The organism is Rufibacter aurantiacus, assembly GCF_017916345.1.
Classification (GTDB): Bacteria; Bacteroidota; Bacteroidia; order Cytophagales; family Hymenobacteraceae; genus Nibribacter; species Nibribacter roseolus.
This window is the reverse complement of the sequence record NZ_JAFMSV010000001.1, coordinates 153326-166251: the sequence shown is the minus strand read 5'-3', so window position 1 is coordinate 166251 and position 12926 is coordinate 153326. Positions and strand designations below refer to the sequence as shown.

15 protein-coding genes are annotated in these 12926 nt (G+C 46.1%); 7 read left to right on the top strand and 8 right to left on the bottom strand.

Annotated features, from left to right (window positions below):
• Nucleotides 1-31: 31 nt before the first annotated feature.
• Nucleotides 32-1888, bottom strand: a complete 1857-nt coding sequence (locus tag J3P34_RS00660; protein WP_210485970.1) for an alpha-amylase family glycosyl hydrolase — start codon at nt 1886-1888, stop codon at nt 32-34.
• A gap of 191 nt (nt 1889-2079) precedes the next feature.
• Between J3P34_RS00660 and J3P34_RS00655 the strand changes: the two genes are divergently transcribed.
• Together J3P34_RS00655 and J3P34_RS00650 are read left to right on the top strand one after the other, a co-directional pair.
• A complete protein-coding gene (locus J3P34_RS00655) occupies nt 2080-3159 on the top strand; it encodes a sensor histidine kinase (RefSeq protein ID WP_210485969.1) in 1080 nt (359 codons plus the stop codon).
• The gene (locus J3P34_RS00650; protein ID WP_210485968.1) at nt 3146-3895 is read left to right on the top strand and encodes a LytR/AlgR family response regulator transcription factor; all 750 of its coding nucleotides are present in this window, start codon (nt 3146-3148) and stop codon (nt 3893-3895) included. The genes J3P34_RS00655 and J3P34_RS00650 overlap by 14 nt, the downstream gene beginning before the upstream one ends.
• Before the next feature lie 405 nt (nt 3896-4300).
• Here the strand turns inward: J3P34_RS00650 and J3P34_RS00645 are convergent, their stop codons facing one another.
• The 7 genes from J3P34_RS00645 to J3P34_RS00615 all read right to left on the bottom strand — a co-directional run bounded on the left by J3P34_RS00645 (nt 4301) and on the right by J3P34_RS00615 (nt 8320).
• A complete protein-coding gene (locus J3P34_RS00645; protein WP_210485966.1) occupies nt 4301-4669 on the bottom strand; it encodes a VOC family protein in 369 nt (122 codons plus the stop codon).
• Nucleotides 4670-4938: 269 nt separating this feature from the next.
• Nucleotides 4939-5403 carry a hypothetical protein gene (locus J3P34_RS00640; RefSeq protein WP_210485964.1) on the bottom strand — a complete coding sequence of 155 codons (465 nt, stop codon included), beginning with the start codon at nt 5401-5403 and terminating at the stop codon, nt 4939-4941.
• A gap of 96 nt (nt 5404-5499) precedes the next feature.
• Nucleotides 5500-6030, bottom strand: coding sequence for a dihydrofolate reductase family protein (locus J3P34_RS00635; protein ID WP_210485962.1), 531 nt, complete (start codon nt 6028-6030; stop codon nt 5500-5502).
• Nucleotides 6031-6162: 132 nt separating this feature from the next.
• On the bottom strand, nt 6163-6531 hold the full coding sequence (locus J3P34_RS00630) for a hypothetical protein (protein WP_210485960.1): 369 nt from the start codon (nt 6529-6531) through the stop codon (nt 6163-6165).
• Between the two features lie 15 nt (nt 6532-6546).
• The gene (locus J3P34_RS00625; protein WP_210485958.1) at nt 6547-6915 is read right to left on the bottom strand and encodes a hypothetical protein; all 369 of its coding nucleotides are present in this window, start codon (nt 6913-6915) and stop codon (nt 6547-6549) included.
• Between the two features lie 177 nt (nt 6916-7092).
• Nucleotides 7093-7701 carry a hypothetical protein gene (locus J3P34_RS00620; RefSeq protein WP_210485956.1) on the bottom strand — a complete coding sequence of 203 codons (609 nt, stop codon included), beginning with the start codon at nt 7699-7701 and terminating at the stop codon, nt 7093-7095.
• Nucleotides 7702-7801: 100 nt separating this feature from the next.
• Nucleotides 7802-8320 (bottom strand): hypothetical protein, encoded by a 519-nt coding sequence (locus J3P34_RS00615; RefSeq protein WP_210485954.1) that lies wholly within the window; start codon nt 8318-8320, stop codon nt 7802-7804.
• 540 nt (nt 8321-8860) lie between these two features.
• Here J3P34_RS00615 and J3P34_RS00610 point away from each other — a divergent pair.
• The 5 genes from J3P34_RS00610 to J3P34_RS00590 all read left to right on the top strand — a co-directional run bounded on the left by J3P34_RS00610 (nt 8861) and on the right by J3P34_RS00590 (nt 12865).
• Nucleotides 8861-9775, top strand: coding sequence for a sugar phosphate isomerase/epimerase family protein (locus tag J3P34_RS00610; RefSeq protein ID WP_210485952.1), 915 nt, complete (start codon nt 8861-8863; stop codon nt 9773-9775).
• A gap of 60 nt (nt 9776-9835) precedes the next feature.
• Nucleotides 9836-10600 (top strand): 3-keto-disaccharide hydrolase, encoded by a 765-nt coding sequence (locus tag J3P34_RS00605; protein ID WP_345890318.1) that lies wholly within the window; start codon nt 9836-9838, stop codon nt 10598-10600.
• A gap of 58 nt (nt 10601-10658) precedes the next feature.
• Complete coding sequence (locus J3P34_RS00600) at nt 10659-11129, top strand: VOC family protein (RefSeq protein WP_210485951.1); 471 nt, start codon at nt 10659-10661, stop codon at nt 11127-11129.
• A 76-nt stretch (nt 11130-11205) separates the two neighbouring features.
• Entirely contained in the window at nt 11206-12558 is a 1353-nt protein-coding gene (locus J3P34_RS00595; protein WP_210485950.1) for a Gfo/Idh/MocA family protein, read from the top strand.
• Between the two features lie 76 nt (nt 12559-12634).
• Complete coding sequence (locus J3P34_RS00590) at nt 12635-12865, top strand: hypothetical protein (protein WP_210485948.1); 231 nt, start codon at nt 12635-12637, stop codon at nt 12863-12865.
• The last annotated feature ends 61 nt before the right edge of the window (nt 12866-12926 follow it).

The window sequence follows — 12926 nt, the reverse complement described above, 5'->3', positions numbered from 1 at the left end:
CTTTCAGAAAAATTGGGTCAAATTTACCCAGCTATTTCTTCAGTTCCAGCACCCACATCTGCATAGCCGGAATGGTAGGGGAAGAAGACAAACTCAGGGATTTAGCTTCCAGGATGTCCTGGGCCTGGGAGAAGCCCTGCGTGCGCTCAGCATAGTGGCCGAAGTTGAGGGTACGGGGCTTGGTGTCTGTGTTCATCACGCACATGATGGTTTGGTCTGCATCATAGCGGAAGTAAACGTACAAGCCCTGGTTGGGCACATAATGCATCAGCTTGCCGGTTTTCAGCGCCGAAGACGTTTTCCGGAATTGTCCCAGTTTTTTGACCAGGTCCTGCACGGCTTTTTCATCGGTGGTCAGGCCCTGGCCCGTGAAGGCGTTCTTTTTGTCTGAAGGCCAGCCTCCCGGGAAATCAGACCGGACCAGCCCGTCGGGGTTGGTGAAGCCTTTCAGCAGCACCTCAGAACCGTAGTACATCTGCGGCACGCCGCGGCAGGTGAGCAGCCATTTATAGCCCATTTTTTGCTTTTCAACGTTTTCGCCCACCACCGAGAAAAAGCGCGGTTCGTCATGGTTGTCCAGCAGGAGCACGTTGCGGGTGGCGTCCTGGTTCAGGAAATCGTTGGTGAGCGTGTTGTACATTTTGTTGACGCCGTCGGTCCACCCGAAGGGCTGCGTCAAGGCCGGAATAATGCCATGGTAGAGCAGCTGAAAATCCACGGAGCCAGGCAGATTGCTCTTGTAGGGCAGGTTCATCACGTTCTGGTTAAAATAAGCCTGGTTGGGCGTCCCGAATACCCGGGTTTCCCCGAACAGCGTGAGCTTAGGGTATTCCTCCATCAATGCCTGGTTGCACCGGTTCGCAAATTCCAGGTCGCTGTAAGTATAAGTGTCAATCCGGATGCCGTCAATGCCGAACTCCTGCACGTACCACACCAGGTTCTGAATGATGTAGTTGGCCATAAAGGGATTGTGATGGTTGAGGTCAGGCATGCCGTCATCGAACCAACCGTCGCTCATCTTCTTGCGGTCTGAGGGAGCGGAATAGGGATCAAAGAGGGTTTGCTCTTTATAGGTGGTCTGGGTATAGGTGGGCCAGCGGTGCATCCAATCAGAGGCGGGTGGGTCCATTTCCAGGAAATGCTGCAGCCCCACGTGGTTGTAGACCGCGTCCATGACCAGTTTCATGCCTTTTTGGTGCAGGCTCTCGCTCAGCTTTTTGTACGCCTCTTCGCCGCCCAGCCGCGGATCAATGCGGTAATGGTCAGTGATGGCGTAGCCGTGCTCGGTGCGGTTGGGGCGGTCGTTGATTTGAACCGGCAGCAGCCAAAGGGCGGTCACGCCCAAGTCCTGAAAGTAATCCAAGTGCTTGGTGATGCCCTGAAAATCGCCTCCGTGGCGCAGGTACATGGAGTCACGGTTCAGGGATTGGTCGCGCAGGCGGGGAATCCGGTCATTGGCCGGGTTTCCATTGCTGAAACGGTCTGTGATGAGCAGGTTAATGAAGTCGCTAGAGGTGACGCCCTGGGCGTAGGTCGTTCCTTTGCCTTCGCGCTGTTGCCGCAGCGGCCATTTCAAGGTCTGGGTTTTGCCTTTCCCTTTCAGCGTAATGGGCACCTGACCGGGCGGGGCACCGGGGGAAATTTCTACGTCTACCGCCAGGTAGTGCGGGTTTTCAAACCGATGGGTTTTGACCACCGTCACGCCGGGGTACTGAATGCTTACGTTTTGCTGCCCAATGTCCAGGCTGGGGTTGCGCAGAAGCAGTTGGAGCTTGTTCATCTTCATGCCTACCCACCAGTTTGTAGGGTAGACCGCCGTAGACTGTGCCCGCAAAGTAGTGGTGGCCAGCACCAGGAAGAAGAGCAAAAAGAAGGGTGATTTTTTCATAAGCAAGCCAGGGTGTGGAGTGTTTTAAAGGTTATTTTATGAAAATAGCCGCAGAACCCTCGCCCTGAAAATTCCTTATGCAAACAGCCTGTTTTGCAGGACAGACAACCAACTGCTTTCAGAAATCTCCTTTGTTGCGCCTAAAGGGGCATTTACTTCTTTCCGGAAACTGTTACCTTTCAGGCTGCTGTATGGAACTAAAAAAGCTGTTCAACCCCACGGGCTCTTTGACTGGCCGCACCTCGGTGATGTACTGGGTCGCGTATGTGCTGCTTTTTGGGCTGGTACAGGGCCTTCCGTCTGGCCGGGTGGGCACTTCTTTGATCAATGAACTCATCAGCCTGTTGCCCAAGGTGCTGTTTGTGGAACTGATCACCGGACCTCTCATGGATCGGCTGTTTTTCGGAAACCGGCGAGGCCTTTTCCTGGTGGGGTACGTTTCCTTGCTGCTGATTTTTGCCGGGGTGCTGCGCATCATAGACAACTACCTGATACTGCCCTATTTCCTCACCGATTATGCCCGCGAGCCGCTCCTCAGCATTCCGCCGTTTCTGTACAATGTGCTCAAGCTGCAGTTTGTGGTGACCTTGCCTTTTTGCCTGAAGCTTTTTCACCAGTGGGCCGCCGCCACTGGCAAAGTGCAGGAGATACAGACCGAAAAGATACAAGCGGAACTGGATTACCTCCGGGGGCAGTTTCACCCGCATTTTCTTTTCAATGTGCTCAACGGACTGTATGCCAAGATTCTGGAGAAGTCTGATCAGTCCGCCGAAATTGTTCTGAAAATCTCTGAACTGCTCCGGTTCTCGGTGTACCAGGTGCCGCACCAGCGCCTCAGGTTAACAGACGAAATCACCTACCTCCGCAACTATATCTTTCTCCAGAAACTTCGGTTTGAAGATAGGCTGGACATCTGTTTTTCCGTATCGGGGGAGGTGGAGGGCAAATACCTGGAGCCATTTCTGATCCAGCCCTTTCTGGAGAACAGCTTTAAATACTGTCTGGACAATGACCTGGGCACCGGCTGGATCAAACTAGACCTAGCCGTAGAGCAGGATAAACTGAATGTGCTCCTGGAAAACAGTTTGCCCTCCCCATCGGCTTCCTCTGGATCAGTTCTGGTGGGGCAGGAGGGGAGTAGCCGTTTTGGATTGCGCCATGTCAGAAAGCGGTTGGAAATGCTTTACCCCCATGACCATGAGTTACTGGCGCAGAAAAAAGAGGAAAGTTTCTCCATTCATCTAACGGTACGGTTGCATGGACCCCAATAAGATCGCCTCCTGCCTGATCATTGAAGATGAGGCGCCTGCCGCCACCATTCTCCGGCTGCACCTAGACCGCACCCCCTCATTGCAGTTGGCGGGCGTTTGTACCAGTATCCGGCAGGCCCAGCCCTTTCTGCAAGCAGGCAACCTGGATCTGGTGTTTCTGGACATAAACCTGCCGGGCCTGTCGGGCATTGATTTTGCCAAGACGCAGCAAAACCTGCCCGCCCTCATCTTCACGACCGCCTACTCTGAATACGCCGTGGAAGGGTTCAACGTGCAGGCCGTAGATTTTCTGCTGAAACCCATTTCCTTTGAGCGGTTTTCCCAAGCGGTGCAGCGGTTTTGGGCCCTTTCTGCCCCCTCTGCTTTAATTCCGGCACGCACTTCCTCAGAGTTGGACCGCCCCTTTGTTCTCATAAAGTGCGATCGGCAGATGATGAAGATTTTCACGGACGAAATTCTGTACCTGGAGGCCCAGCGAAATTACCTGCTCATCTGCACCAAAACCGAAGTGTTTAAAACCTACCATTCTATCTCAGAAATGGAGGAGAAACTGCCGGAACCTGGCTTTCTGCGGATTCACCGATCATTTATCATTTCCCTGGCTAACCTTACCGGTTTTTCCCACAAATACGTGTGGTTGCATCACCTCCAACTTCCCATCGGGCGGATGTATCAAAGAAGAGTATTGGCGGTTTTGGAGAAAGAAACAGGCTTGGCCTCCATCAGGCAGAAATAGCTTTCTGGAGGTTACTTTTAGTATTTGGCACCAATGGCATCGCACATTCAAAAGCAAGGGATTTGACAAGGAGTACTTATTCTGATTTCACAAAATTCGCTATCCTGTTTATGGCCTGGTTTTCTGAAACAAAGCCAAAAACAGGATAAGGAAGGACTTGCAAGAAGCGCTTGCAAAATGAGAAAGTAGATAGGATTAGTAGAAGCTACGAAACAAAAGGCCTTTAGAAGAGAATTGAAAGATCTTGCCGGTTTTGGGCTGTTTTTTGAAATGTAGGCCCAAATCTCAGGGCTGCTTTTACCTGAGTCTATTCGCCTTCCGCCGCATGATTTTCTGCACCGGCACATTCCTTTCATTCCGGACCAAGGGATAGCTTTTTATGCCTTCAGGTAAGGTGCCCTGCGTTTATTTGCTGAATTGGCCAAAATGCCATAGAACCCCGGATGGGTCAATCAAGAATAGTTCTCTTCCCCAGTCAAATTGCTTTATCTCCGTCAGTTTTACGCCCTGGTATTTATTGGGTAAGTCTTTGCTGAGTAGTTCTGCTTCGCATTTTTCTATGTCATCTACTTCCATAAACACCATGGAGTTATCTATCCAGTCGGCTACATAATAGTCCTGCAAATAAAAACCTAAGTGCTCATTCACCTTAAACAAGCTCATCTTATCACTTAGAATAACTTCTTCAAAGTCAAGCGACCGATAGAACGCCCTTGATGTTTCGTAATCTTTTGCCCCAATAAAGGTGCGGATGTTTTTAGGTGTAAAGTCCATTAAGGGTGGTATTGATGTAACATTCTGTTGGCCGTTCTATTGCTTTTACTACAGAAATCTAATGATTCTGCTGTTTATCTCCTGGCGCCCTTGCTGATATCTTTCAGGCGTAGCTACCGGTCAATTCGTCTTCCAGGAGAACTACCGGACAATAATAAGCGAAGTCTGAATCTAGAGCAATTCACAGATCTGCCGCTAGGAGATAAAGGTAAAATAAAAAGGTCAAAGCTCAGTTGTTTAGCCCGCAATGCGCTTAAACAATGTTGTGCTTAGTATTTGATTTCTACATCTAATTGTCTTCCTTCTTCAAAGGCCTTCTTGTCCATTCCTGCACCAACGGCACTACCAATGGCCAGTCCTATGGGTAGTCCTAAGCCCAGAAAAGCCATGTTCCCGAGTGCCAATCCAAAAGTAACCCCAATGGGAAGCCCAATTGCAGACAAACCCCCTGCGAGCCACATGTTGCGGTAATGTGCTTTGGGAACCAACTTGAGGTCCTTTTCAACTAATTTGAGAATACCTGTTTGCTTCTTTTTGACCTCTTTCATTAAAATGGATCCGGAAACAGAAATTGAGTTTATTTCCTCTATCTCCTTATTGATGGATGCCAGAACTTCATCGGGTAAATTCCTTTTTGATAATTCACTCAGAAGTTTCTCAAACTGAAGGTACGCTTTGCTTTCTCTGGTATTTTCCATAAGGTCTGGCCTTGGGTTTAATTTATTGATTTCCATGGAGTCTTTTTAGTTTTAATTATCGCGGTCTAGTCCGTGAGACGTGAGAGGCCGTCGTCGTGGCATGGTGTTTACATATTATCAGCAGTTCGTTGTTTACTGTTGTGTCGGCTTGTAATAGAGGACGATTGCGCCTGAATTAAAGGTTTTGGTATTTAAAAGTTTGAAAATTGTTCTCTCTTTTATCTGGTCAAACAACGGCAGACCTTTTCCTTCTATCATTGGGTGAATACAAAGCTGGAACTCATCAATCAGATTAAGGTTCATAAGCTGAATAATTAAACTCCGACTGCCGACCAAAATATCTTTCCGAGATTCAGATTGTTGTTTGAGTTCTAAAACTTCCTTTTCAATTTCTTTTGTTGCCAGCTTCGCACTGTCCCATTCGGTATTCTTCAAGGTCTTCGAAAAAACGATTTTTGGTACTTTGTCTATTGCTAAAGCGAAGTCGTCCATTGATTTCTGACCAGAAGGATTTTTTAACAGCGTTTGCCAAAATTGCATAAGTTGGTAAGTTGTCCGGCCATATAATATAACTCCCGCATTGTCTAAAAGCTCAGCATAATGTTGATGTAAATCTTCATCGGTAATGCCCACTGTATGGTCGCAAACCCCGTCAAGCGTCATGTTGAAGCGGCAATTACTTTCCTCATGATTAAAGTATATATTTTATTACAATGACCGCTAAAGGTTAGTGTAAACGGTGGCAAGGCCGTCGGTCATTGGCTGCTGTTTATACAATGTTAGCTGTAGGTTTAATTAAAGTTCTAATGGAATTGACGATTTTTTTATAGTGCAGTTCAGATTTTGGTCCATCATAAGTGACCTAACATGTAAAAAATTTAGTTCTTGTGTACTTGATGGTCCAATTACTATTTCACAAATGCTATCAAGGTTAAATATTTGGTCAAAGTATTCTACTTCTTTTCCATTTCTATTAAATTTTCCAAATTCAGCAGCCTTTGTGCCAAAAGAAACCGCCCTAGATTCTTGTTCAATTTCGAACGCTTTATTTTTTATATGAGCTGTTTGGAAAGTGATTTGAATATATTCTCTGTTCTTTGAAAGTTGTAATATATTTTGATTTTTAAATATTTTAGTAAACCAAAAGTAACGTTCATTACTCATTGGTGGATAAGGGTCTCAATAAGTGCATCGATTTATAATAAAATCATTATTAAATACTTTATCTTTTAAGAAGCCTATACAAACTGCTGTAGCTTTATCTACATAATAGCTATTCCAAAAAGCTAAATCATCTCCATTTTTAGTGAAAGATATTGAATATAGGTTGTTGGGGAATGAAAAGATATCAAGCAAATCGGTATCGAATCCATTTGTAATATTATTATTTATCTCAAATTCAATAATTTTGTTTTTTAATAACTGTATTCCATGCTTGTATTCAGATTTATCATTTAAGGAATTCATTTTAGTAAACCTCAATTTATTTCCCGTAAGAATTTTTTTTAAAACCTCAATTGACGTGTAGTGATATACAATGTCTCCCATTATTTGAAAATTCAATATGGTTTTACTTTCTATAATAGTTGTATAAACTTGCAGCTAACGGTTTGCATATGGCCTGTGGCGGTTTCGAAGCACCTTCCTATTAGCCGAAACTGAATATGGATACGTAGCGAATTCAGCCACCATAAGTTATATACTTTGTTGTAGCCTGTTTTTTGTTTATTCGTGAAATGTTCGATACCAATTTTCTTCTATTTTCCAATTGTCTTCAGGATTTCGTTTAATAAGTTCATTATAATATTTTATATCTTCTTCTCGATTGGTGTACACGAAGTGAGTTGAAGGGGCACTGAAGAAATTTCTAAAGACCCAAAAAGTCACAGTTACTTGGTTTGTGCTTTCATTCTTAGAAATTCCAATGTCATTTCCACCATTTGATATTACTGGAAATTCGTACGGTAATTCACAAACCCAACCGTTCCAATTCACATTTGGCTTTAATTCACCATTCTTTACTTGTTTTACAACTTCTGTTCTTTTGTTATAAAATATGTGCCAATCGGCTTTCTCAATTATATGACTTACAGGTTGTCGAAATAAAGTCAATAGGAACAAAGTCAAAATGACTGCAACTGATGCAATTCTCTCTCGGGTTAAATTTTTTCTTTCCTTAATCAGTTTGACTATTTGTCTAATTGTCCATATGAGAAGAACGAAGGACAGAATTAGCCATTCGAGTGCAACTATGAAGTATGGGACAAAGTAGTAATTCACAATTGTAAGAACTACCCATACACTTACAATCCATAATAAAGGCTTTTTATTCACTCGTCTCTTTTTTCAAATTGGCTACAACGGTTAGGCTAAACGACGGCGGAGGCCGTCGGCCGATGCTGGCGTTTAGGTGTTGTTGTGCTAAGTATTTTTTCTACTTGTCAAACTGGAAATTAAGCCCTAGCATGACCAAAAAGAATATATAAATAACAAAAAGGATAAAATCTATTATTGTCACATCTCTTTCCTCAAACAAATCTGTTCTGCTTTTGCTGGGGCACACTAATTCCTCACCTTGGATTTTTAAGCTTACAATTCTTAAAACCTGAAAGAGTGAGAGTAGAATAACTGTATTCCTCAATCCAGTTGCAGCATGTACTTTTACCCCCTCCAGCAGAGGGTCACTAATCAAATTCAGATAGAAGTAGTAGTGGAATAAGCCAATTAGAAACCAAATTGCATAAACAGATTTATTCCTAAGCGACCTATAGTTCACAAAGTATAGGAACAACTGAGTCCCATATGGATACCAAAACAAAATGTCCTTCTTCTCTTCAACTAATTCTGAACCTGCATAAAGAAAGTACAGTCCAAGCGATATATTAAGATAAAGTCCGATAGTAACTTTATCCCAAGTATTTAGTTCTTGAAAGTATATTAATGGTCGCTTCAAGTTTTTTAATATTTAGCACAACTGCTGTATAAACAGAACAATTCCGGTTATTGGCCCTAAGGATGGAGCCAAACTTCCGTTTATCCTTCTCCCATTGATCCGATAACCGGTACTGCACAGCCGAATATACAATATTGTCTTTCCTAATAACAAAGGAAAGAACCGCCAACCCAGTTTCTGCCCTATTTTCCCTAAATCAGCCTTAAAACTTAGCTCTACTTCACCCTGAGGGCGTTGTGGCGCATGATCTCCAAGAACAGCACGTTTTCAATTTAGCTTTCTAACCAGGAGATGATGTACAGGTATAGGAAGGGACGACGCTCATAAGAATTTTTGGAGATAGAGATCAGCTTTGCTTTGAGGGTAATAAAAGCATCCTTCAACTGATAAGGGGCAATGCTCCTGATATAGCAGATTCCCAAAGATGCTCACTTCTTATTGTCGGCTCCTGTTGTTTTACTATATTCAAGGGTATAACTGCGGTTTTTGGTTATAACCGCTTTTGTTAGTTCGTTCACGAAACTATTTCCCTTGTATTTTATGGCTTCAGAAATCTCGCGCAGGGAGTTTATTGTTAAAGCAGGAGTGGCAGCAATGGCACTTCCGGCTTTGTCCTTTATAGGTAGTGCCGGGTTAGTCTCGGTGCCGGGTATGAAAGTGGGGTATGCCTCCATTACCTGGGGCGGGAATGATGTACAGGCCATCAAAGATATTTCTTCTCTGGACTATAAAGGAATACAGTTACGCTCTACTATTCTGAAAGAGTACGGTGAGAAACCAGATGGTCTGCTGGAACTTCTCAAAACGCATAAACTGGAGCTGTGCATGTTCTCCAGCGGTAATGCCAACATCAACACGGGCAACGACCAAGCGGTAATTGATCAGCATCTGAATAATGCGAGATTTATAAAGAGACTAGGTGGGCAGATGCTTCAGGTGACTAATTCCTCACGTCCCAAAGAAGGTGCTCCCAGCACTGCCGACCTGCAAAGTTATGGGCGCCTCCTGAACGAGATAGGCAAGCGCACCCTAGATCTGGGTGTACAGACGGTCTACCATAACCACATGCACCAGTTAGGGGAAACACCAGAAGAAGTGGAGATGATCATGGAAAATTGCGATGAAAAGTATGTAAATCTACTGCTGGATATCGCCCATTACCAACAGGGGGAAGGAAATCCGGAAGCAGCCATCAAACAATATAAAAGCAGGATCAAGGCCTTGCACCTGAAAGACGTGCGACAGACCCCGGAAGCGGGTACCAAAGCATACAAATTTGTAGAGCTTGGGCAGGGTGAGGTTAACCTGCCCAAGGTTCTGGCGGCCCTTCAGGAAATCAAATTCAAAGGCTGGGGAATCATCGAGTTAGATGCGGTGCCTGACAAAGACAAGACACCGCTGGAGTGTGCTAAAATCAGCCATGCGTACCTGAAGTCTAAAGGAGTAAAAGTGTAACGATTTCTGTAAAACAGGCTATAAATGAGAAACTTAAGAAAAAACATATTAATGGGCGCTATGGCACTTGGAACGGTAGTAGCCTGCAAGAATCAGCAACAGATGACAGCAAGTGCAACTTCTACCGCTGAAGGAATGACAGCACCTGAAAGTCATAACACCCTAACCGAAAAGGAAAAAAAGGCAGGCTGGAAATTGCTCTTTGACGGCAAAACCACCAAAGGCTGGCGGGGAGCCTACAAAGATGCGTTTCCGGAGCAAGGCTGGAAGATAGAAAACGGCGAACTGGTGGTCATCAAATCAGGAGGTGCTGAATCCAGGAATGGGGGCGACATTATCACAGAGCAGCAGTACGACAACTTTGAACTGACCCTGGAGGCAAAATTAACCCCGGGTGCCAACAGCGGCGTTAAGTACTTTGTCACGGAGCGCCTTCCCAAAAGCCCGGGCTCTGCCATTGGCCTGGAGTTTCAGATTCTGGACGACGAGCTGCACCCCGATGCAAAAATGGGAAAAGACGGCAACCGCACCATTGGCTCGCTCTATGACCTGATTACTGCCCGAAATAAGAAAGTCATGCCCATTGGCGAGTGGAACAAAGTACGCATTGTGTCAAAAAACAAACACGTGGAGCACTGGCTGAATGGGGTGAAAGTAGTGGAGTATGAGCGGGGTAGCCAGGAGTTCAGGGATTTGGTGGCGGCCAGCAAGTACCAGAAGTTTGAGGCATTTGGGGAAGCGCCGCAAGGCCACATCCTGCTCCAGGACCACGGCGATGAAGTGCGTTACCGCAACATCAAACTCCTGAATCTGAACACAAAGTAAACCATAACAGAACTTCAGAATAGGACTTACCTGACCGGAAGTCCGTCCCATCTATCACATGAAACTATTTCTCAAGTTCTTACTTATTGGCCTATTGATGACCCAACTAAATACTGTGCAGGCACAGACCACAGCTGCTACAGAGAAACCTGCCATCAGATTCAACCACCTTGCCTTGCACGTGCATGACCTGAAAAAGAGCTCCGCTTTTTACGAGCAGGTCATGCAGTTCAAGAAGATTCCGGAGCCTTTCAAAGACGGCCTGCATGATTGGTTCACCATAGGCGACCCTTACCAGCTGCACCTGATCCAAGGCGCACCAAAAGAGATTTACCAGGACATCACCCGCCATTTCTGTTTCAGCGTGCCCTCTCTTGATGCCTTCATGGAGCGCATCCGCAAACACAACATCAGGTACTACAACTCAAAGGGTGTGCCCGATAAGGTAAATGTGCGGACCGATGGCGTGAAGCAGATTTACATCCAGGATCCGGACGGTTACTGGCTGGAAATAAACAACGAATATTGATCAGCATTGGCACTTGATAACGGTGCTATCTCCTCCTGCATAATGTGTAAACTCAAAACCTAAATCAGCAGTACCTATGGATTACAAAGACCACAACCCCCGCCGGGACTTTATCAAAAAAGCTGCGCTCGGAACATTAGGCTTTTCTTTAATGGGCATGGGCATAAGTGCAAGAAGTTACAGCAGAATTTTAGGCGCCAATGACCGCGTACAGGTAGGTATTGTAGGGTTTTCGAATAGGTTTAAGCACTCGCTGTACCCGGCGTTCATGAGCCATTCCAAAGAGCTGAACTTTGAGTTTGTCTCGATTTCAGACATCTGGAACCGCCGCCGCGATGAGGCGGAAGCTTTCATCAGAGAGAAGTCGGGTGGGAAGATCAAGAAGTACCGCAACAACGATGAGCTGTACGCTTCCAAAAACCTGGATGCCGTGATCATCAGTACCGCCGACTTCCAGCATGCCCTCATGGGAGTGGAGGCAGTACGCAACGGCAAGGATGCCTACATTGAAAAGCCGTTGGCAGAAACCATGGAAGATGCCCGTGCGGTACTGAAGGCCGTAGAGGAATCCGGTAAAATTGTACAGATAGGTTCTCAGCGCCGCAGCGCGCCCAACTACATTTCTGCAAATGAGTACATCAAATCTGGCAAGTTTGGGGACATTAAAATGGTGGAAATGAGCTGGAACGTGAACCAGCCGGGCCGCTGGCGTTTGCCTAAGCTGGTAAGCGAAATCCGGCAGGAAGACACCGACTGGGACCGCTTCCTGATGAACCGCCCCAAAGTGGCCTGGGACCCGCGCAAGTACCTGGAGTACCGTTTGTTCTGGCCTTACTCTTCGGGCATACCGGGCCAGTGGATGTCGCACCAGATTGATACCGTACATTGGTTCACTGACCTGGAGCATCCGCGAAGTGTGGTAGCCAACGGCGGTACCTACCTGTGGCAGGACGGCCGCGAAAACCCGGATACTTTGACGGCAGTTTTCGATTATGGGCCGCTAAACGACCCTAAGAAAGGCTTTCAGGTAGTGTACACTTCCCGGTTCACCAACAGTGCTGGCGGCGTGAGAGAGCTGTACTACTCAAACGGCGGTATGCTGAACCTGGACACAAATAAGGTTACCTCAGAAGGCGGCCTCACGCAGAGTATGGCCGATGAAATGGGCATGAAAGCTAATTTGCTGGCAGATTATACCTTGCCCACTCGCTCTGAAAAAGTATCTACCGATGCCAACACCGGGGGCGATCCCATGACCTCACTGCACATGCGTAACTGGATGGAATGTGTGCGCAGCCGCAAAACGCCCAATGCCTCTGTGCGGGCGGGCTATAACCATTCCCTTGCTACCATCATGACCCGCATAGCCCTGCAAACCGGCAAACGCGTCACCTTTGATGATGCCAAACAGGAGGTTGTGGTAAGCTAATTCAATTTTAGAAGAGGCAGCATATTACCGGCTCCTAAGGCTGCAGCCGGATTAGGTTCTACAAACCTGAAGGCACATGAAATCCAAACCGATACAATATATTGTAGCACCACTGCTGGCCATGGCTTTGCTGATGGGCAGCAACTTCCAGGTGGCCGCGCAGAAGGCAAAGCGCTTTGTATTCACGGAAAACAAGCAGGAGAAGCGGGTAAACGTAACAATAGAGGGTAAGTCTTTCACCTCCTATGTCTATCCGGATATATTGAAAAAGCCCGTGTTGTTTCCCATTCGCACGAGGACCAAGTAAATACTCAGTACCAAAAGTTCATAGGTAAAAAGTAAAATCAAGTACCAGTATCATGTTCACT